The organism is Aeromonas sp. A600620 (genome assembly GCF_029479985.1).
GTDB classification, from domain to species: Bacteria; Pseudomonadota; Gammaproteobacteria; order Enterobacterales; family Aeromonadaceae; genus Aeromonas; species Aeromonas veronii_A.
In genome coordinates, this window is record NZ_JAAKXB010000024.1 from 1 (window position 1) to 21,572 (window position 21,572).

The window sequence follows — 21,572 nt, forward strand, 5'->3', positions numbered from 1 at the left end:
GGAGAAGGATTCGAACCTTCGAAGGCAGAGCCGTCAGATTTACAGTCTGATCCCTTTGGCCGCTCGGGAACCCCTCCCCAAGTGCGAGGCGCATACTATCAGATCCAGAGGCTTTGTGAACCCCTTGATGAGGCATCTGGCAGTAAAAAATGACTGTTCGTCGATTTTTTGATACACCCAGCTCAAAATTCAAGCTTATCAGCAAGTTGTGCGCTGCTTTTCTGCACAAAACAGCATCCGTGCAAGTTGGCGATCGCGCTGAAGAGAAGGGAAATAGCAGAAGACCGCCAGCGTCGGCGGTCTTCTCGGGCATCACATCTAGCGCTGGAACGGGTAGACCGAACCCAGTTTCAGGATCTGGGTCAGCTCGTCCAGCGCGCTGCGGGACTCCTGCACCAGTGCCGGGTCCCGCAGGTCATCGAGGGTCAGGCGGTCGCGGTAGTGGCGATCGACCCAGCCATCGAGGCGGGCAAACTGGCTGTCGTTGATGAGGCAAGCCGGATTGACCGCGGCGAGTTCCTGATCGTTCATGGCAACCCGCAGTCGCAGGCAGGCGGGGCCGCCACCATTGCGCATGCTCTGTTTCACATCCATATAGTGGACTGCTTTGATCGGGGTCTCCTGCGTCAGCAGCTTGCCAAGATAGGCCGACACCGCCGGATTATCGCGGCACTCGGTGGGGGCGATAATGGCCATCTCGCCGCTCGGCAGGGTGAGGATCTGGGTGTTGAACAGGTAGGATTTCACCGCATCCAGCACGGATACCTCGGCAGTCGGCACTTCGATAAAGTGCAAATCCCCCTCGCCAAACTTGTCGCTGATCTCGGTCAGCACCGCTTCGGTGTTGAGGAACGCTTGTTGGTGGAAGAAGAGCACGTTCTGGTTGCCCACCGCGATCACGTCGTTATGGAATACCCCCTGATCGATCACCTCCGGGTTTTGCTGAATAAACACCACGCTCTCCTCGCCAAGGCCATGCAGGCGGGCGATGGCTTGGCTTGCCTCCAGAGTCTGGCGGGCCGGATAGCGCTTCGGCGCCGGGCGGGAGTAGTCAAAGGCACTGCGGCCATAGACGAACAGCTCGACACCCGCCTCGCCATAGGCGCGGCAGAGGCGGGTATGGTTAGCTGCCCCCTCGTCGCCGAAGTGGTCATTTTCCGGTAGATGGAGGTGGTGGCTGAAGTGGCGATCATTGTTGAACACGGCGCGCAGGATACGGCCTGTAACGTCCGGCTCCAGGGAGCGGTGAAACTTGTTGGTCAGGTTGGCGGGGGTGAAGTGAATGCGGCCATCCTGGGTATCGGCACTGGGAGAGACGGTGGCGGCGTTGGCGGTCCACATGCTGGAGGCCGAATAGCAGGCAGCCAGTATGGCGGGAGCCTGTTTGGCGGCCTGCTCCAGCACCCTGGCATCGTTGCCGGTGAAGCCGAGGCGGCGCAGGGTGGCGAGGTCGGGACGCTCTTGTGGCGCCAGTACCCCCTGGGTCATGCCAAGCTCGGTCAGCGCCTTCATCTTGCGCAGCCCCTGTTTGGCGGCCTCTTTCGGATTGGAAGCCTCCTGGGCATTGCTCTGGGAGGCAACGTTGCCGTAGGAGAGGCCAGCATAGTTATGAGTCGGGCCGACCAGACCGTCGAAATTGACCTCGAAGTGCTTCATTGAGTACATCCTTTCGATTTTTATGATGGGTAGCGGTTCCTTCCGCGCGCAATGCGTCGGGGTTGGGCCATTATAAAGAGATTTTATGTTTTTGTAACAAGCCGGTAACCAGCAGACGTTTTTATGTCGTTTCAGATATAAAAAGAGGGGCGGTATGGCAGAAAATTGAAAAAGCGGTTGCGTCCGGCCTGTTGCCTTCGCATTAATAAATAAAGAAGCAATAAAAGAAGCCGTGTGGTTCGGGCTGGTCAGGCAAATTTGCTCACAAGATTGCTTTTTCGCGCCAAATCTCTTATACAGCCCCACAAAACCGCACACCAACCCCGTCGGGTGCAATGAGGATAATAGTTACAGCATGGGCAAATCACTGGTCATAGTGGAGTCTCCGGCCAAGGCCAAGACGATCAACAAATATCTGGGCAAGGACTACGTGGTGAAATCCAGCGTTGGTCATGTTCGCGATCTGCCCACCAGCGGCAGCGCCAGCACCGAGCCCAAGAAACCTGTCATTCGCGGCATCAAGTTGAGTGAATCCGAGAAGGCTGCCAAGGATCGCAAGGCCCTGTTTGCCCGGATGGGTATCAATCCGACCGCTGGCTGGCAGGCTAACTACCAGATTTTGCCCGGCAAGGAGAAGGTGGTCAGCGAGTTGCAAAGTCTGGCCGAGAAAGCCGACACCATCTATCTCGCAACCGACTTGGATAGAGAAGGGGAAGCGATCGCCTGGCACCTGCGCGAGATCATCGGTGGCGACGACAGCCGCTACAAGCGCGTGGTGTTCAACGAGATCACCAAGAGCGCCATCAAGGAGGCGTTTGCCCAGCCGTCCGAACTCAATATTGACCGCGTCAATGCCCAGCAGGCCCGTCGTTTCCTCGACCGCGTGGTGGGTTACATGGTCTCCCCGCTGCTGTGGAAAAAGCTGGCCCGCGGTCTCTCCGCCGGTCGAGTGCAGTCCGTTGCGGTGCGTCTCATCGTCGATAAAGAGCGCGAAATCAAGGCGTTCGTACCGGTCGAGTTCTGGGATCTCAATGCCGACCTGCTGACCGCTGACAAGAGCGATCTGCGGATGGAAGTGGTCAGCCGCAATGGTGCCGACTTCAAGCCGGTGACCCAGGCCGAGACCTTTGCCGCTGTCGCAGCCCTGGAAGGGGTCGACTACAAGATCGTTAACCGGGAAGACAAGCCGACCGGCTCCAAACCGTCCGCGCCGTTTATCACCTCCACCCTGCAGCAGGCGGCCTCTACCCGTCTGAGCTTTGGGGTCAAGAAGACCATGATGATGGCCCAGCGTCTCTATGAAGCGGGTTACATCACCTATATGCGAACCGACTCCACCAACCTCAGCAAAGAGGCGGTTGAAGCGGTGCGTGAATATATCGGAGAGCAGTATGGCGCTGCCTATCTGCCAGCCGAGCCGAATCTGTATGGTGCCAAGGCCAATGCCCAGGAAGCGCACGAGGCGATCCGTCCCTCCAACGTACAGGTGACAGCCGAGATGCTGGAAGGGATGGAGCCGGATGCCATGCGTCTTTACGATCTCATCTGGCGTCAGTTTGTTGCTTGCCAGATGACCCCGGCTCAGTACGACTCCTCCACCCTGACCGTCAAGGCGGGTGAGTTCGAGCTCAAGGCCCGTGGTCGTACCCTGCGCTTTGCCGGTTGGACCAAGGCGCTGCCGCCGATGGGTCGCAAGGGTGAAGATAGCCAGCTGCCTGCGGTCACCGTGGGCGAGGTGCTGAAACTGGTCAAGCTGGATCCGCGCCAGCACTTTACCAAGCCGCCTGCCCGTTTCACCGAAGCTGCGCTGGTGCGCGAGCTGGAAAAACGCGGCATCGGCCGTCCCTCTACCTACGCCTCCATCATCTCCACCATCGTTGATCGTGGTTATGTGCGGGTCGAGAGCCGCCGTTTCTTCGCCGAGAAGATGGGTGAGATCGTCACCGATCGTCTGGTGGAGAACTTCGTCGAGCTGATGAACTACGAGTTCACCGCCAAGATGGAAGACAAGCTCGATGGCATCGCCGAAGGGAGCCTTGAGTGGAAGAAGGTACTGGACGCCTTCTACGCCGAGTTTACCCAGGAGCTGGAGAAGGCTGACAAGGCGCCCGAAGAGGGCGGCATGCGTGCCAACCAGATGGTGATGACCGACATCGACTGCCCGGATTGCGGCCGCAAGATGGGGATTCGTACTGCCACCACCGGCGTGTTCCTCGGCTGTTCCGGCTATGCCTTGCCGCCGAAAGAGCGCTGCAAGAAGACCATCAACCTGGTCTCTGCCGACGAATTTGTCTCCGCCACTGACGGCGAAGAGGCGGAAACCGAAGCGCTGCGCGCCAAGCACCGCTGCGGTGTCTGTGGCACTGCGATGGATGCCTACATCATCGATGACAGCCGCAAGCTGCACGTCTGTGGTCGCAACCCGGATTGCGATGGCTACGAGATCGAGAAGGGCCAGTTCAAGCTCAAGGGCTACGAAGGGCCGAGCATCGAGTGCGACCGTTGCGGAGCCGAGATGCAGCTCAAGAACGGCCGTTTCGGCAAGTACATGGGTTGTACCAACGAGACCTGCAAGAACACCCGCAAGATCCTGAAAAACGGCGACATCGCGCCGCCGAAGGAGGATCCGGTGCCGCTGCCGGAGCTCAAGTGTACCCAGTCCGATGCTCACTTTGTGCTGCGTGACGGGGCTGCCGGTCTGTTCCTGGCGGCCAGCAACTTCCCCAAATCCCGCGAGACCCGCGCGCCGCTGGTGGAAGAGCTCAAGCGCTTCAAGGATCGCATCTCCGCCAAGCACAAGTATCTGGCCGGTGCCCCGCTCACCGATCCAGACGGCAACCCCGCCATCGTACGCTTCAGTCGCAAGACCAAGGAGCAGTACGTGATGAGCGAGGTCAACGGCAAGGCGACCGGTTGGACCGCTCACTACGACAACGGTACCTGGCAAGAGAGTTTGCCAAAGGCTAAAAAAGCCTGATGAAAAGAGGCCCCGACACGGGGCCTCTTTGCTTATGGATAGCGGTATACTGAGACAGCTGCAAGGAGTGCAGCTGTCATCAATCGCGAAGTAGACAAGGAGGTTGAGATGGAGATTAACGAGATCCGGCCGGGCATGAGCTGCATGACTCGGGAAGGGGCGGCCTATGTGCTGGAGGTTGACCGGCAGAGTCTGCTGGTGCTGCTGCAGCGCGCGGATGAGACCATACCGGTGCAGGTGCGCAGCGACGAGATCCTGGCGCCGCTGGAGTGATCCGGCTGTGACCCCCTCAAAACGGCAGTAGAAAAAGCAGCTCGGCCAGATCGGGCTGCCATTGCCACTCCTTCATTCTGACCCGCCCCCCGATCACCACGACCCCCTCCTGCTGCAGGCGTCCCGTCTGTTCGGCAAAGCCTGGCGATCCTTTCGGTAACGAGATAGTGCCCGCAGCGCCCAGCACCCGATGCCACGGCAGTACCTTGTCGGTTTCCCGCAGCACCTTGCCTACCAGTCTTGCCCGTCCGGGCAGCCCCGCCAGATCGACCACCTGACCATAGCTGACTACCCGGCCTGCCGGGATCAGGGCGATGATAGCTTCGATACGGGCCGTTTTGTTCAATGGGGATGGACTTGGTTCAATGCTCATAGACCCGATTCGTCAAAAACAACAGAAGCGCCATTGTGGCGCTTCTGTCATGGGGCTGGCAATGATTCAGCCGAAGGTCTGGCTAAGCCCCTTCAGTTGCTTGGCCCGTTCCAGCAGGGCCTGGCTGGAGTGATCGACATCCAGCATCTTCTGACTGTTGGCGTGGGAGTACTCGGAGATCTGGTGGATGCTGCGGCTGATCTCCTCCACGACCGCTTGTTGCTGCTCAGCAGCGGTGGCGATCTGGGTGGAGTGTTCGGTGACCAGCTCTATCTCTGCCAGCACGGTATGGAGGCTGCTGGCGCCCTGGCGGGTCATCTCGGCACATGCGCGGGTCTGTTGCAGGTTCTCCTGCATCATCCCCTTCCAACGTCCCAGAGTGTACTGGATCTGCTTGATGCTGCCCTGGATCTGCTCGGTTGCCTTGTGGGTGCGGGTCGATAGAGTACGCACCTCGTCTGCGACCACCGCAAAACCACGGCCCTGCTCTCCGGCGCGAGCCGCTTCGATGGCGGCGTTGAGGGCCAGCAGGTTAGTCTGCTCGGCGATGCCCTGGATCTCGCCCATGACACTGCCAATCCGTTCGGATTCGCTGGCGAGCTCCACTGCCGAGTTGAACGCCAGCTCTGCCTGTTTGGCGAGCTGTTCGATCTGTTGTTCGGTCTGGTTCAACTGCTGGTTGGTTTGTTCACAACGATTGCGAGCTTCGTTGATCTGACCGTTGGAGTCCTGAATGTTGCGGGCGATCTCGTGAGCTGTGTTGGCCATCTGAGTCATAGCCGTAGCCATCTGCTGGGTCTGGGCATCTTGCTCGTTGATATCGAGACAGGCTTGATGAGAGGCCTGCTTCAGATTGATGGCCAGGGTTTGCAGAGGTGCCGTGGCATCGTTGATCCGTCCCAACACGGTTCGGATGCGGGCTTGAAGCATCTTGATATGAAAATCGGCAATGGCGCCGGGGTTGTCACCGGAGTAGACCAACCGGGTCAGACTGTCATATTCACGGCCCAGCTGCTGCAGATAGTGGGGCAGGGCAAAGAGCTCGCGCCAGTAGGCTCCGCCAATAAGCAACAGGGGCAGCAGCATCAGCAGGACGGTCATGGCCCCTTGGCTGGCGAAGGTCCAGCCCATCAGGCCGAGCAGCAGCAGGGTAATGGCCGGGGTGCGTACTTTGGCAAGAGAGGGTAGGTTGCTGCTGTTGCCGCGCTCGGCCTTGAGCAGGGCTTGGTAGGTCTGAGCGGCGATGCGCTTGAAATGGGGCTCGGGTTTGCAGCGTACCGACTGGTAGCCGCTGATCCTGTTGCCTTCATAGATGGGGGTCACATAGGCATCTACCCAGTAGTAACGACCATCCTTGCAGCGATTCTTGACGATGCCGCGCCAGGGTTTGCCCTCCTTGAGGCGGGCCCAGAGATCGGCGAAGGCGGCCTTGGGCATGTCGGGGTGGCGTACCAGATTGTGGTTGTGTCCCACCAGTTCATCGACCGTGTAGCCTGCGATGTCGCAAAAAGCCGGATTGGCGTAGGTGATCACCCCGCGCAGGTCAGTGGTGGAGACCAGTTGTACGTCGGCAGGAAACTCCACTTCGCTATCCAGGGTATGGACGTCTCTGCGGGCCATAGGAATACGCTCCGATGTTCTTGTTGATAATGTTGTCGTTGTTATTGTGGCAGATCTGGAGGTGGCCGCAGGCTCGCGCCAGCAGGAGGCAGACCAGCTTCATTGGGGGCTGGATTTTGCCAATAATGGCGGATGAATGGTAGGGGGGAAGTTGATGTTTTGTTGGCTAATCGTAAAAAAGGCGGCCAATTGGCCGCCAAAGTAGAGACAACATTACCTCTGTGGCATCCGGTAGCGCACCTGCAACTGATCGAGGATCTGCAGCTGACCCGGCAGGCGGGCGGCGAAGTGCTCCCAGCCCTTGTGGGCGGGATCGCTCCAGGCCACCTCGGCCGTGGCCAGCATACGCGGGAACAACATGTAGTCGAGACGATCACGGCTGGTGATCAATTCTGACCACAAGGGGCTCAGCACCCCGAGGATGTTATCGTTGGCATGGAAATCGGCTGGGGCAGGATCGCAAGCATAAACCTGCTCCAGATTGAGGGTACCCGCCCAGTAGAGGCCGGGTTCATGAATATCGGCGCTCCAGGCGAGATCGAGATAGAGGAACTGGGCGGGCGCCATCACCACCGGATAACCGGCCGCGGCAGCATCCAGCCCCGCCTGAAAGCTGGTCCAGGCACAGATGGCCGCTTTGCGGCTCACCTTGTCGCCATGCAGGATCTCCTCCCAGCCGATCATCTGTTTGCCTCTGGCGGCCAGATAGCGCTGGCAGTGGCGCAGCAGATGGCCCTGCAACTCTCGGCAGTCGGCGTAGCCCTGCTCGACCATCAGCTGTTGGCATGCGGGGCTGTCGGTCCAGACCCCGGTCGGCACCTCGTCACCCCCCATGTGGATCTGCGGGCCGGGGAAGAGCTCGCATACATCGTCCAGCACCGCCTCCAGAAAGCGGTAGGTGCCGGGCAGGGCGGGGTTGAGCACGTTGTCATCGAAATGCTGAACCGAGCGGTAGCGGGAGTGATCCGCCGTTTCGATCAGCAACTCGGGCAGCGCCTTGATGGCGGCATGGCAGTGGCCCGGAATGTCGATCTCGGGAATGACGGTGATGCCGAGCTCACCGGCATAGCTCACCAGCTCCTTCACCTCGCTCTGGGTGTAGTAGCCGCCATAGGGTTCGGCACCGCCGCTGAGCTGGGGGCCGATCGCCAGATCGTGGCCGCGCCAGGCTCCCACGTCGGTCAGTGCCGGGAAGGCCTTGATCTCGAGTCGCCACCCCTCGTCATCGGTCAGATGCCAGTGGAAGCGGTTGAACTTGTAGAGGCTCATCAGCTTGAGCAGGCGCTTAATGGTGGCCGGCGTGTGGAAGTGGCGGGCGCAGTCGAGAAAAATGCCGCGAAAGCCAAAGCGCGGGGCATCCTCCAGGGTGACGCAGGGCAGGCTCTCGCCATGTTGCAGATACCACTGGGCCAGCGTGACCAGCCCGTGGCGCCAGCCCGTTTCGTCGGCGGCGGCAATTACCACCTCCTGCGGCGTGATGGTGAGTTGGTAGGCTTCGGGGGCCAGCTTGGCCTCGGTCAGCCGGATTTCAGCGTCGTGATCCTGCTCCAGCGCCAGCGACGTCAGCTCGTTAAAGTGGGCCAGCAATTTCGGTACATCGCGGGGAGCGCTGACATGAGCCCGCTCGGCCAGCCGGAAGTTCCCCTCCAGCAGTACCAGATGGGCCGGTTGCGGCACGATACCGGGCAGGGACTCGACATCCGGCAGGTCGGGGCGGGTTACCGGCGGGTTCTCCAGTCCGAGATCCTGCGCCGCCAGCGTCACCGGTAGCAGCTGGGCACCCGTGGTCGCCTCCGGCAAGCTGAGGAAAAAGCCCTGCGGCATGTCGGAGAGCTTCTTGATGGGGGTCTGGCGGCAGCAAAAGCGCAGCTCGCAGCTGCCAGCGTTCGGGACAATCACCTTGTAGCTGCCGCTTTGGCGCTCCAGCTCCCCCCCTTGCAAGGAGTCGGGGTCGATATGGCGAGCCAGACAGAAGTGCAGCTTCCACTTGGTATCAGGCATGCGGGAGAGGGTGAAAGTGAACCAGACATCCTCGCCGTCACGTCGGGCTACCTGGGTGTGGATCAGGGGTGTAGACATGGAAAATCCTCTGATTGGGCAAACAGGATGGCGCCATCGAGCGCATCTGCCTGGGGGGGGATCAGGTTGAGCTGGCCGAGACGGGGAGCGAGGCGGGTGCCAATCCCACCCAGCAGGGCGATCTGTCTGGCACCCAGCTGGGTCATTCCCTCCAGCAGGATCCGCAGTTGTTCGCAAGTTTCGTCCAGCAGCTGATTGGCTAGCTCGTCGCCATCGCTGGCTGCATCAAATACCCAGGGGGCGAAGTGGCCATAGTCCGCCGGAATGGCGCGGGCGGCCCAGCGTACCACCTCGGCCTGATCCCGCTTGAAGCGGTCCATCAAGCGGATGGCGAGGGTGCTGGGGGGCAGAATGCCATCGTGGCAGAGCAGGGATTGCTGGATGGCGTGCAGCCCCAGCCAGGCGCCGCTGCCTATGTCTGAAATGGGGAAGCCGCGGCCGGAGCAGGTGCGGATCTGCCCCTCCTGATAGACCAGCCCCACCGAGCCGGTACCTGCGATCAGAATGGCCCCCTCACGGCCGCCAAAGGCGCCGAGGCAGGCACCGAAGGCATCGGAGGTGAGCCTGACGCTGGCAAAGGGGAAGGGCATCTCGAGCAGGGCGTGATAGCAGTCGGCCAGCTCGGCGGAGGCGAGCGCCAGCCCGACCCCCATCTGCTGTTCACTCTCGATAGCGATCCCGGCGGCAAGGCGGGCGCTGGCGATGGCAGCCAGCACATTGGCGTGGGCATGGGGGATGCCCAGCTCCAGATTGGATCCGGCTGCGCGCCCCTCTCCGAGCAGCTTGCCCGCCCGATCTCGAATGCGGGCGCGGGTGTGGGTGCCCCCACCATCGACGCCGACCCAGAACTCAATCATGGCGACCTCCATTTCCCTGCGCATTCAGCCAGGTGATGGCCAGGGCAAACCAGGCAGCGTGGGGGATCCACTGCTCGCCCCAGCGCCAGTTCTGATCCAGCCGATCCTTGTACTCCTCCGGAATAAAGGCCACCTCATTTTCGTCATCAAACCCTGAGGTGATGCCGTTGCAGATGCCCCCCTGCGCATTGGGATACCCGGCGGTATAGGCGGGGTTGTTGATGCCGTGGCCCGCCAGCATGCAGGCGTTGAAGGGGTTTTGCCCGAGGATCCAGTCGAGTTGGCGCTGACCGTAAGTGATGAGCGGCTGGCTCTGGCGGGGGAAGTGGCGGGCGCCAGCAAAGGCCATGGTCGCCAGCGAGGCCAAGCGGGCGTTCTCCCCCTGCCACCAGTAACCGGATTCGTTGTTGTGGGGCATAAAGAAGCTGACGTGCGGCGCTTCATCCACCCCTTTGACATATTGGCGGGCGAGGGAGAAGGGGTTGCCCGCCCGTGCGCAGAGCGCCAGCTCGGCGGCCAGCGCCTGCTCCACCACGGTTTGTACCCTAGCCTTGTATTCCTGATCCGGCTCTACGCCCAGATATTCCAGCAGCGCCAGCACCGGCAGACCCGCCTCAGCGGCGTGGTAGTAGGGGCGCGAGCCATCCTCGTTGGCCGACCAGTAGTGGCCCAGCTCAGGATGAGGGCGCTGGCGGGCGCAAAGCTTGCTGGCGCGAGCTCTCGCCTCATTCAGCCACTCGGCGCCGAAGGTGCCGGTCAGCTCTACCGCTGCCAGCAGGGCGCAGTAGTCGTCGATGATGTTCTCGACCCCGTCATCCAGATAGGAGAGGTTGTGTTCACGCAGATGCAGGTAGCCGCGTTTGGCGGCCTCGGCGTAGCGGCTGGCATCGAAGTCGCCGCTGACGCTCTCGCGGGCGGCGCGGGCCAGCGCGGCGATGGCCATGCCGCCCCCTTGGCGAAAACCTGCCTGCCAGTTGGCGGACTTGAGCCCCTGCTGGGTGGCATAGGCGCATAGCTCGCGCTGCTCCGGGTCCTTGCTCCACTTGTCGAACAGGGTCATGTAGAAGAAGCCCGACTCATCCTGCATCCGGCAGAGGAAATCGGCGCCGTGCAGCGCCTCGTCATTGAGCCGCTTGCAGAGGTTCACCCCGTCGATATCGCGGCGCGGGGCCAGCAGTTCCCGGCACTTGAGCAGAGCCCACACCACCATGGGGGTCTGCTGGGGGTTGAGGTAGTTGGCGTAGGAGAGGTGGCTCAGGTACTTGCTCATGTCGCCGCTGGCATCGAACCAGCCGCCGTGAACATCTTTGTGCTGGTCGGTGCCAAACAGGCGGGCGTTGCGGTCGGCCCGATCGAAGGTGCCGCTGGCGCGCTGCCCCTTGAAGTAGTGGATGACATCGGAGAGGCAGCGGCTGGCCAGCAGATCCTGGCCGATGGCAAAGCGGGTCGAGCGGACAATGCCTTGGGCAGTGATCGCCTCCAGCCGATAGTCGCCGGGCTCCTTGAAGGCGGAGAAGTCGGCACGCCAGTAAGCGCGCCCTTGCCAGCCTGGGACGCTGCCAGCCGGTTGCAGCGGGGTTTCAAACAGGATCTGGCCATCATCGAGGCGTTGCAGCCTGACATAGCCGCCGAGATCAGGGGCGGGGGAGGTTTGCAACAGGGCGATCTTGTGTCCGTCGCACTCGTAGCCCACCTGATTGATCAAGAGTTCCATCAAGGTATTACTCCTGTGGTTCACCGCCGGGCGGTGAGGCACATCACGGGGCTGTGGCCGCCCCGTATCGAGGCATGGCCGGACAGGGTTGTCCGGCCGATCTAAGTCTCACCTTCACTCGTAGAGATAGCAGCGCACGAAGTGGTTGTCGGCAAGCCTGGTGATGGGGGGCAGCGCCTCCTTGCAGCGGGGCATCGCCTGATTGCAGCGCCCGGCAAAGGGGCAACCGCAGGATTCCGGCGTCCAGAGCGGGATCTCCCCCTTGCGGCCCCCCTCCAGCTCGGCGTGGATACTCTTCTCGGGGTCGGGCACAGCCGAGATGAGCAGCTGGGTGTAGGGGTGCTGCGGGTGGTGCAGGATCTCATCCACCTCGCCCCACTCCACCATGTGTCCCACATACATGACTGCCAGATCTTCCGCCACATAGCGGGCGGTGGCGATGTCGTGGGTGATGTAGAGCATGGAGACGCCGAGCTCGTTCTTCATCTGCTCCATCAAGTTGAGGATGCCGATGCGAATGGAGACGTCGAGCATGGAGGTGGGTTCGTCCGCCAGCACCACTTCCGCCTCCACCGCCAGATTGCGGGCGATGTTGACCCGCTGGCGCTGGCCGCCGGAGAGCTGGTGCGGATACTTGGCCGCGGTCGCCTTGGCAGGAGTCAGGCCGACCTTCTCCAGCAGGGCGTAGACCATGTCGGGCAGCTCTTTCTTGTCGATCACCTTGCTGTGCAGCAGCAGGGGGCGGGCGATGTGGTGATAGATGGTGTGGGTCGGGTTGAGCGAACCGAACGGGTCTTGCCACACCATCTGCACGCTCTGGCGATAGTCCAGCAGGGCGGTGCCCTTGTTGAACTCCTCCAGATCGTGGCCGCGATAGAGAATGCGCCCGGCACTGAGCTTGTACATCTTGGCGATGATCTTGGCGATGGTGCTCTTGCCGGAGCCCGACTCCCCGACCACCGCCAGGGCGCGGCCCCGGTGCAGGTTGAAGGTGATGTCGGAGAGCGCCCGCATCTTGCCACTCTTGATGGCATTGGAGTTGATGGGGAAGTCCTTGTAGAGGTGCTGGACTTCGATGATGGGTGCATCGGTTTTGGCGATTTGCATGACAGACATCCTTAACAGCCAGCGGCCTTGTCCAGATAGATCACGGAATCTTGTTGCAGCCCCTGCTCCTCATAGAGGTGGCAGGCGGTCTGTTGCCCGGGGCGGATCTCGGCCAATTTGGTGTACTCCTGACGGCAGCGATCGTGCACCTTGCCGCAGCGGGCCTGAAAGCGGCAGCCGACCGGCACCTCCAGCAGGTTGAGCGGTGTGCCCGGGATCCCCTCCAGCACCTTCTTCGGCCCGTGCAGGGGCGGGAAGGAGTTGCCGAGCCCTCTGGTATAGGGGTGCAGCGGCGCGGTCAGGATCGCCTTGGAGGGGGCGACTTCCACCAGTTCACCGGCATACATGATGCCGATGCGATCGCAGAACTCCACCATCAGGGAGAGGTCGTGGGTGATGAACAGAATGGAGAAGTTGAACTTCTCTTTCAGGGCATAGACCTTCTGCAGGATCTCCCGCTGTACCACCACATCGAGCGCCGTGGTCGGCTCATCCATGATGAGCAGCTCGGGGTTGAGCGCCATGGCGATGGCAATCACCAGCCGCTGGCGCATGCCGCCGGAGAACTGGTGCGGGTAGTCCTTGAGCCGGCTCGGGTGGATATCGACGATGGTGAGCAGCTCCTGGGCGCGCTTGATCGCCTCGTAACGGGTCAGGCCGGGGTTGTGGGCCAGCAGCACGTCGCAGAACTGCTCCTCCATCCGCAGCACAGGGTTCAGGGCGTTCATGGCGGACTGGAACACCACCGACACCTGTTGCCAGCGATAGGAGCGCAGCCGCTCGTCGTTGTAATGGAGGATGTTCTCCCCCTTGAACAGGATCTCGCCACCGCTGATGTAGGCGGGCGGCTTGTGCAGCCGGGCCACCGAGAAGGCGACGGTGGATTTGCCGCAGCCTGACTCACCGGCGAGGCCGAAGATCTCGCCCTGTCTGATATCGAAGCTCACCGAGTTGACGGCGCGCACGTCGCCATTTTCGGTGATGTAGTCGACGCAAAGATTGCGTACTGACAGCAGGGGATGCTTGTTCATGCTGTCTTCTCCTGTGCTGTGGCAACCGGAGTGGTGACCGGCGCCGCGAGTTTCTTCCAGCGGCTCAGCCCTTTGTGGGAGCGCAGCTGCGGGTTGGCAATTTCGTCGATGGCGAAGTTGAGCAGGGCCAGACCGGCACCCAGAGTGGCGATGGCAAAGCAGGGAGCCAGGATCTCCCACCAGGCGCCGACCAGAATGGCACTGGAGGTCTGGGCGTTGTAGAGCATGATGCCCCAGCTCACCACGGTCGGGTCGCCAAGCCCCAGGAACTCCAGGGTCGCTTCGGTGACGATGGCGTAGATGATGGAGCCGATGAAGCTCACTCCGATGATGGAGATGAGGTTGGGCAGGATCTCCACCAGAATGATGCGCCAGGCCGGCTCGCCCAGCACTTCTGCGGCGATGACGAACTCCTTCTCGCGCAGGGCCAGGGTCTGGGCACGAATAACCCGCGCGCCATAGGCCCACGAGGTCAACCCTATTATCACGGCAATCACCGCCGGTGACGCCTCCCCGATAAAGCTTGCCAGCACCAGTAGCAAGGGGAGGTTGGGGATCACCAGAACCACGTTCATCAGGAAGGTGAGGCACTCATCCACCAGACCCCCGAAGTAACCGGCGGTGATGCCGATGGCGACGGCCAGGGTGCAGACCAGCAGGCCTGCGCTGAAGCCCACCAGCAGCGAGATACGGGCGCCGTTGGTGAACTGGGCCCAGATGTCGTGGCCCATGCGGGTTGAACCCATCACGAACTCGGCACTGGGCGGCTGGTGGGGGCGGGCAACCCGTTTGGTCGGCTCGTTGCTGGCCAGAATGGGGGCAAAGAGGGCCATCAGTACGAAGGCAACCACGATGGCGAGGCCACAGGCAGCCTTCTTGTTGCCCAGCAGGATTTTGAGAATGGTCGGCATACGCATCTTATTTGCCTCCTGTACGCAGACGGGGATCCAGGAAGACGTAGAGCACGTCGGCCAGGAAGTTGAAGCTGAGCATGGTGATGGTCATGATGAGCAGCTGCCCCTGAATGAGCGGGTAGTCGCGGGCCAGAATGCCCTGATAGAGGGTCAGGCCCAGGCCGGGGTAGTTGAAGATCACCTCGGTGATGAGAGAGCCACCGATGACGAAACCGAGCGCCATGGAGAGGGCGGTGACGCTGGGCAGAATGGCGTTGCGTGCACCGTAGTTGAAGATCACCCGGTTGCTGGAGAGCCCCTTGGCCTTGGCCATGGTGATGTAATCCTCGCCCAGCAGGTTGATCATGTTGTTGCGCATGGTGATGAGAAAGCCCCCCACCTGTACCACGGCCAGGGTCAGCACCGGCATGATGGCGTGAGTCATGATGCTCTTGATGTGCTCCCAGCCCCAGTCAGCCTTGATCTCCGGGCTGTAGGCGTAGCCGATGGGCAGCCACTCGAGGCTGACTCCGAACAGGAACAGGGCGAGCAGGGAGACCACCACAGGCGGAATGGCCTGCATCACCAGGGTGAGCGGGGAGAGAATGCTGTCCATCCGGCCGCCGCGATACCAGGCGGCGAAGATGCCGACGATGGAACCGATGGAGAAGCTCAGGATGGTGGAGGTGCCGACCAGAAACAGGGTCCAGCCGATGGCACGGCCCAGCACGTCAGAGACCTGCTGCGGGTAGAAGCGCACCGAGGTGCCGAGATCCCAGGTGAAGACACTCTTCACATAGGTGAGAAACTGGGTGCCGATGGGGCCGTCGACAAAGCCGAAGGTGGCTTTGAGGGCTTCCAGGGCGGCGGGTTCCATCATGGCGCCAGCGCGGGCAAACATCACGGAGACAGGATCCCCTGGCATGGCACGGGGTAACAGGAAGTTGATGGTGGCGGCTACCAGAAAGGCAACCAGATAGAAGGAAAAGCGTCTCAGTATGAATCCCATGATAGTACCTTTTACTGCAAGTCTGCCCCGCGTCGGGTATAGCTACCCCAACCCCGGCAAAGCCGGGCAAGAAGGGGATTAACGGGGAAGATGGCCCCCCGCAGGGGGCCGGGATTGTTTAGCTGTTTGGCTTGAGGGACAACACGTGCAGCAGACGCTCAGGGGTGTCCGGGTGGAGCTGAGGTTTGGCTACCGGGTTATCAGCGCTGAACCAGCCGTTGAAGCGCTTGGTGCTGTACTCATACCAGGTCGGGTTGTTGAAGACCGGAATGATGGTCTGGTTGGCACCAACACGATCCTGGATGGCGAACATGATCTCCTTCTGCTTGGCCGCATCGGCGGTCTGGGTGAAGTCATCGATCAGCTTGTCGAGCTCGGGATCCTTGTAACGGGGTGCGGCGAAGCGGTTGCCGCGCTCACCCATGTTGCGGGAGTGGAATGCAGTCTCGAAGTACTTGTGCGGGTTGGCACCGGCAAAGTAACCCTGCAGGGCGACATCGAAGTCACCGGTGATGAGGTTCTCGGTCCAGACGGTTGCTTCCGGGGTGGCGGTCTTGGCGTTCAGGCCCAGTGCCTGCAGCCCTTCTACACCGATCTGTACTGTGTTGACCCAGTCGGTCCAGCCGTTCGGCACCAGAACCTTGAACTCGATCTTTTTGCAGCTCGGGGTGTCGAGGAACTTGTCGCCGTCACAATCCTTGTAGCCTGCCTCTTTCAGCAGGGCCTTGGCCCCTTCCAGATCGAACTTGTTGTACTTGCCGTACTTCTTATCCACTTCCGGGTTGTTCCAGGAGTCAAAGGCTTTGCCCAGACCTGACGGGTACTCGTTGACGGTGGGGTAGCCGTAGCCTGCGATATCCACCATGGACTGGCGGTCCATCGCCATGGAGAAGGCGCGGCGGAAGTTGATGTCGTTGAAGGCTTCGTTATTGCCCGGGTTCTTGGTCTGGAAGTTGACGTTGAACGCCACGGTACCGGAGGCCGGGAACCAGTATTTGTTGTTCTTCGGATCGTTGCCGACGTAGAGGCGCTCGATATCCGGCACGAAGGAGCCGAACCAGTCGATGTCACCCTTCATGACAGCCGCCAGCACCTGGTCGTTGGTGGCCATCTGCGGCATGCGGATACAGTCGATAGCGAGGTTGGCGTTATCCCAATAGTGCGGGTTGCGGCACTGGGTGTAGAGCTGGGCGGAGAAGTTGTCCACTTCGGTGAAGGGGCCAGTACCAACCGGCTTGTCGTTGGTGAAGGCAACCGGATCTTTCACCGATTTCCACTGATGCTCCGGCACTATAGGTACCAGCACCAGATCGTTCACCACGTTGGTGTTGACCTCGGTCAGGTCGAATTTGACCTTGTTGGGGGCCAGCTTCTCGACGCTCTTGATCTGGGTCCAGATTGAGCGCTCATCCAGCGCCTTGTTGGCCTTGACCAGATTGAAGGAGAAGATGATGTCATCGGCATCAAAGGCTTCGCCGTCAGACCACTTCACGCCGTCACGCAGATCGAAGGTGACGGATTTCAGGTCATCGCTGAACGCATAGTTGGTGGCCAGACGATAGACGGGTTTGCCCCCTTGCATATCGTTGAAGATCACCAGCGGTTCATAGATGAAGTGACGGGTGGTGTGCAGCAAGCCCGCTTGCAGGAAGGGGTTGAAGTTCTTGACCCAGGCAGTTTCCTGCTGTGCGACCATGGTCAGCACGGTTTTATTTTCTGCGGCCATGGCGTTACCGGCGGCACCGGCAAGCATCATGGTTCCCAGCATTACAGCGGTAGAGATTTTGGATACTTTGGCAAGCATATGTTTTCCTTTCTTATTTTTTGGCATTCCCGAGGGTTCGCCTTGTTTTGTGTGAGCACCGGTTTCGCATGCTGATGAAATCGGCCCTCTGTGTTGGTCAGGTGTCTAACCTTTGTCGTTCTGTTTTCCAACGCCCTAAGCAAACCAGAATTAACAGGAAAACAACAACTATTGATTTCGTTGTTTTCGTAAAAATTGACGGTGTTACGTCAATCTCGTCAAAATGATTTTTTATCTGTTTAGAATCATTAGTTTGTGTTATTTGCTTTCGCGTAAAAAGTGGCTGTGAAAATGGCGTATATGACAAATTTGTGAATTGGATCTGCTCTCGGTTTCGTGGTCGGGCGGGGCTTTGTTTTGCATAAAAAGAAACCAGATTGCCAATTGTGATCCGGCGCCCGTTTAGGGCGCCGTGTCACGGCTTGCGGTTGGCGAGTTGACGCAGGGTCTGGGCGCTGTGCTGCAACTGCTGGCGCTGGTGGTCATTGAGCGGGCAGTGGCCCAGCACATACTCGGTGGTGGCCACGACCGTCTTCCAGCGTGGCGACTTGGGCAGGGTGTCCAGACTCAGGTATTTGTCGAGGGTTCGGGTCTGCGGACTGGATCTGTCCATATAGACCCGCCACAGCTTGCTCTTCTCCGCCAGCACGATTTTGCCCTTGCCGGTCCCCTGCTGCCAGGCATCCAGGGTGAGCTGCATGGTCTCTACCAGCGCACGGCGCAGCGGCTCGTCATCCTGCTGGCGAATAAGGTCGTCGGCCAGCGAACGGAACTCGCCACCCAGGCGGCTCAACTCGCCCAGCAGCTGTTCATCTTCGATGATGGCTTGCCGCGAGAGGTTCTTGAGGGCGTTCTCCAGCGCCATTACCCGGTTCTCATCCTGACGCAGCTCGGTACTCAGAGTGAGGGCGAAAGCGGCCTGTCCTCCGAGCGCGATGGGCAGGGCACGGGCGTTGAGCACATCTTTTTGCCCGGCCACCAGAAACTCCAGATTGTGTTCCCGCTCGCTGGCAAGGTCGGGCCACTGCTGTTGCAGCGGGGTGGCGAGCCACTCATTGAGGGGCTGCCCCTCCATGGCTTCCGGCTCCTGCCCCAGCAGGCGTGCCAACACCCTGGAGGCAAACAGCACTGTGCCCTGCTCGTCGATAAAGATCATGGGGTCGGCCCCTTCGCCGAGCAGGGCCAGCAGCCGCTGCTGATCCTGATGCAGCCGATCCTGCAGGGTGAGGCGATGTTCGATCTCCTGCTTCAATAGCCGGTTCTCTACCAGCGAGGCGCGTCCGGCCTTGGCTTCCAGCAGTGCCTTGACCCGGGCAAACAGCTCCTCCTTGCAGAAGGGTTTGACCAGATAGTCGTTGGCTCCGGCACCAAAGCCCTCCTCGATATCCTTGGGTTGGTTAAGGGCGGTGAGCAGCAGCACCGGCAGCATATCTTTCGGGTGTTGCTGGCGCAGGCGACGGCAGACGTCAAAACCGGAAAGGGTCGGCATCATCACATCGAGCAGGATGAGGTCCACCGGCTCCTCGGCCAGCTTGGCCAGCGCATCGTGGCCGTCACTGCTGGGCAGGATGCGGTAGCCGCAGGGCTGCAGCAGATGGCGCAGGATGTGCAGGTTGATGGGCTCGTCATCCACCACCAGAATGAGCGGCGCATCCTCGGGGGGAGGGGGCAGATCGTCGCTCTCCCAGTCAGGCAGGATCAGCGGTTGCTGGCGCACCAGCTGATGCTCGATCTGGCGGCTGTCTAGAGTCAGATTTGCCGCTTTGCCGGTGGCAAGGGGCAGGGTAAAGGCGAAGGTAGAGCCGACGCTCGGCTCGCTCTCGACAAACAGCTCGCCCCCCATCAGGTGCACCAGCTGGCGGGTGATGGAGAGGCCAAGGCCGGCCCCCTGCTTGCTTACCTCCGGGCTCATCTGCACCAGCGGCTCGAAGATATGTTCCAGATGGTCGGGGGCGATGCCGATGCCGGTATCCGTGACCTTGATGCGCAGGAAGTTGTTCTCGACGATGGCACTGAGCACCACCTTGCCCTGCGGCGTGTACTTGATGGCGTTGCCCACCAGGTTGTAGAGCACCTGTTCGAGCCGCTGCTCATCGGCCAGTACCGGCGGCAGTTCGGCCGGGCTGATATCCACCAGGGTGAGGGGTTTGGCCTGCACCAGATGCTGGCAGAGGTCCAGCACCAGCCGGATAACCCCCTTGGATGAGACGGGCTGGGAGTGGATCTCCAGCTGGCCGTAGCGCATCTGGTGGTAGTCCAGCAGATCGTCAACCAGACGGGCCAAGCCGTCTGCACTCTTGATGATGAGGCCGAGCTGCTTTTGCTGCCCTTCGGTCAAATCCTGCTGGCTGGCGAGCATCGACTCGGCCATCCCCTTGATGCCGTGAATGGGGGTACGCAGCTCGTGGGAGGTGTTGGCCAGCAGTTCATCCTTGAGCTTGTCCGCTTGCTGCAGGCTGAGGTTCTGCTTGTGGGTCAGCTTGACCTGCTGTTGCAGCTCCTGGGTCTGCTGTTCGATCAGTTCGATCTTGTCCTTCACCGAGCGCTGCATATGGCGAAACGCCTCGGCCAGCCGGTCGATATCATCGCCGGTGCGCTCGATGGCGATGGGGTGATCCAGCGCGCCGTCGGCCACCTGCTCGGCCGCTTCGGTCAGGGAGCGCAGCGGCGCCGTGATGGAGTGGGAGAGCCAGCGGGAGAAGAGGATCAGCAGTAGTACCGAGCCCGCCCCCAGCACAATTACCAGAGTTTCCAGCTGGCGGATCGGGGCATAGGCTTCCCGGGTGGAGATCTCGGCGATAAAGGCCCACTCGGTATCGAACACCTTCACCTGGGTGTAGGCGGCCAGCACCTCGTCATCCTGATAGGAGTGGAACAGCCCGACCCCCTGCTCGCCGGAGAGCGTCTTGGTGATGAGGGGCGTTTGCAGTGGACGGAAGTTGGGGCTGAAGCTGTTCTCGACGCTGAACTCCGGCGCCAGCCAGGCATCGGCGCGCATCCGCTTGTCCGGGCCGATCAGGATGGTCTCGCCGGTCTCGCCCAGCCCCTCCCGCTCCGCCATGATCTGGTTGAGCTTGTCCGGCAGCAGCTCGAAAATCACCACACCGCGCACATAGTCGTACTGCATCACGGGGGCTGCCATGTAGGCGACCACCTGCCCGGTCAGCTCGTTGCGGCCAAAATCGGTGAACTCGAAGATCTGCTGCGGCTTCTGGCCACCATCAAGGCGGCGTTTGATCTTGGCAAAGGTCTGGCCCAAGCCGCTGCCCTGATAAGGTCCTGAGAGCAGATTGGTGGCAAAGTTAGGGTGCTTGGTGACCGAATAGACCACATCACCGTTGAGGTCGACCAGAAAGATGTCGCTGTAGTTGGATTTGCGCACCATGTCGGCGTAGCCGCGATGAAAGCGCTGGTGCACCCGGCCATACATCTCGTCGGCGAGGATAAGCGCCGTGATGGAGGGTTCGATCTCCACCTGACTGTCCGGTTTGCGCAGTTGATCCCAGGAACCGGGCAGATAGCGGGCCTGGGCACGGCTGCGGGCCTCCTGCGGTGTGGTGCCCAACTTCTCGAAGGCGCCGGTAAAGCCATAGAAACGGCCGATACTGTTGCCGGCAAAATCCTGCTGGGAGAAGTTGATGATCTGCTCTTTGAGGTTGTTGAAGTAATCCTCGAGCTGACTCTTCTTGATATTACGGACGGAGACCAGATGGTTGGAGGTCTGGGTGGTGAGATCCTTGCCGTGGCTGTATAGGAAGAAGAGGGTGATGACCAAAAAGGGCACCATGCCCAACATGAAAAAAGCCAGCATTAACTGCGGCCTGAGCCCACGAAGCGTGAAGATCCATTTCATCTTGTGATTTTCAATTGAGAATCCGGTTATTAAGCCGCTCAAGTCTCGAACGAAAGCGTAATCATTTCAACGACTTTATCCCAAATTCGCTTGGTGGGTCACAGCTGGCTGGAGAAAAATGAAGCAAGGCGTTTAAACCATGAGCAAACAGTCTGCATCAGGGTTTAAATTGCGAAAAAGGGGTTGTGCTGGCGCTCGTGGTACGTATAATGCGCCTCGTTGTCAGGCAACTGGCACAAAAGCAGTAACGCGGGAATAGCTCAGTTGGTAGAGCACGACCTTGCCAAGGTCGGGGTCGCGAGTTCGAGTCTCGTTTCCCGCTCCAA

14 protein-coding genes and 1 tRNA gene are annotated in these 21,572 nt (G+C 60.6%); 3 read left to right on the forward strand and 12 right to left on the reverse strand.

Annotated elements, in window-relative coordinates:
- Window positions 1-318: 318 nt before the first annotated feature.
- The gene (astB, locus tag G5533_RS20055; protein WP_421352495.1) at window positions 319-1,656 is read right to left on the reverse strand and encodes an N-succinylarginine dihydrolase; all 1,338 of its coding nucleotides are present in this window, start codon (window positions 1,654-1,656) and stop codon (window positions 319-321) included.
- Between the two features lie 355 nt (window positions 1,657-2,011).
- On the opposite strand from astB, the gene topA reads away from it, so the two are divergent.
- Together topA and G5533_RS20065 are read left to right on the forward strand one after the other, a co-directional pair.
- Entirely contained in the window at window positions 2,012-4,633 is a 2,622-nt protein-coding gene (gene topA, locus G5533_RS20060) for a type I DNA topoisomerase (RefSeq protein ID WP_421205502.1), read from the forward strand.
- Window positions 4,634-4,741: 108 nt separating this feature from the next.
- Complete coding sequence (locus G5533_RS20065; protein WP_005334891.1) at window positions 4,742-4,906, forward strand: hypothetical protein; 165 nt, start codon at window positions 4,742-4,744, stop codon at window positions 4,904-4,906.
- 16 nt (window positions 4,907-4,922) lie between these two features.
- On the opposite strand, the gene G5533_RS20070 is transcribed toward G5533_RS20065, so the two are convergent.
- The 11 genes from G5533_RS20070 to G5533_RS20120 form a co-directional block, all read right to left on the reverse strand.
- Window positions 4,923-5,279, reverse strand: a complete 357-nt coding sequence (locus G5533_RS20070; protein ID WP_441255242.1) for an MGMT family protein — start codon at window positions 5,277-5,279, stop codon at window positions 4,923-4,925.
- 66 nt (window positions 5,280-5,345) lie between these two features.
- Window positions 5,346-6,899, reverse strand: coding sequence for a methyl-accepting chemotaxis protein (locus tag G5533_RS20075; protein WP_441255243.1), 1,554 nt, complete (start codon window positions 6,897-6,899; stop codon window positions 5,346-5,348).
- Window positions 6,900-7,112: 213 nt separating this feature from the next.
- A complete protein-coding gene (locus G5533_RS20080) occupies window positions 7,113-8,978 on the reverse strand; it encodes a beta-N-acetylhexosaminidase (protein WP_421255846.1) in 1,866 nt (621 codons plus the stop codon).
- Window positions 8,963-9,835 carry a BadF/BadG/BcrA/BcrD ATPase family protein gene (locus tag G5533_RS20085; protein WP_441255244.1) on the reverse strand — a complete coding sequence of 291 codons (873 nt, stop codon included), beginning with the start codon at window positions 9,833-9,835 and terminating at the stop codon, window positions 8,963-8,965. The genes G5533_RS20080 and G5533_RS20085 overlap by 16 nt, the downstream gene beginning before the upstream one ends.
- On the reverse strand, window positions 9,828-11,549 hold the full coding sequence (locus tag G5533_RS20090; protein ID WP_203117187.1) for a glycoside hydrolase family 9 protein: 1,722 nt from the start codon (window positions 11,547-11,549) through the stop codon (window positions 9,828-9,830). The genes G5533_RS20085 and G5533_RS20090 overlap by 8 nt, the downstream gene beginning before the upstream one ends.
- A gap of 114 nt (window positions 11,550-11,663) precedes the next feature.
- Window positions 11,664-12,656 (reverse strand): ABC transporter ATP-binding protein, encoded by a 993-nt coding sequence (locus G5533_RS20095; protein WP_139410701.1) that lies wholly within the window; start codon window positions 12,654-12,656, stop codon window positions 11,664-11,666.
- Between the two features lie 11 nt (window positions 12,657-12,667).
- Complete coding sequence (locus G5533_RS20100; RefSeq protein WP_139731703.1) at window positions 12,668-13,687, reverse strand: ABC transporter ATP-binding protein; 1,020 nt, start codon at window positions 13,685-13,687, stop codon at window positions 12,668-12,670.
- Entirely contained in the window at window positions 13,684-14,604 is a 921-nt protein-coding gene (locus G5533_RS20105) for an ABC transporter permease (RefSeq protein ID WP_005347708.1), read from the reverse strand. Before G5533_RS20105 ends, G5533_RS20100 begins: the two co-directional genes overlap by 4 nt.
- Before the next feature lies 1 nt (window position 14,605).
- On the reverse strand, window positions 14,606-15,589 hold the full coding sequence (locus G5533_RS20110; RefSeq protein ID WP_005353818.1) for an ABC transporter permease: 984 nt from the start codon (window positions 15,587-15,589) through the stop codon (window positions 14,606-14,608).
- A 118-nt stretch (window positions 15,590-15,707) separates the two neighbouring features.
- The gene (locus G5533_RS20115) at window positions 15,708-17,393 is read right to left on the reverse strand and encodes an ABC transporter substrate-binding protein (protein WP_069554043.1); all 1,686 of its coding nucleotides are present in this window, start codon (window positions 17,391-17,393) and stop codon (window positions 15,708-15,710) included.
- 415 nt (window positions 17,394-17,808) lie between these two features.
- Window positions 17,809-21,246, reverse strand: coding sequence for an ATP-binding protein (locus tag G5533_RS20120; protein WP_043822397.1), 3,438 nt, complete (start codon window positions 21,244-21,246; stop codon window positions 17,809-17,811).
- Window positions 21,247-21,495: 249 nt separating this feature from the next.
- Here G5533_RS20120 and G5533_RS20125 point away from each other — a divergent pair.
- Window positions 21,496-21,571 (forward strand) — tRNA-Gly (locus tag G5533_RS20125).
- The last annotated feature ends 1 nt before the right edge of the window (window position 21,572 follow it).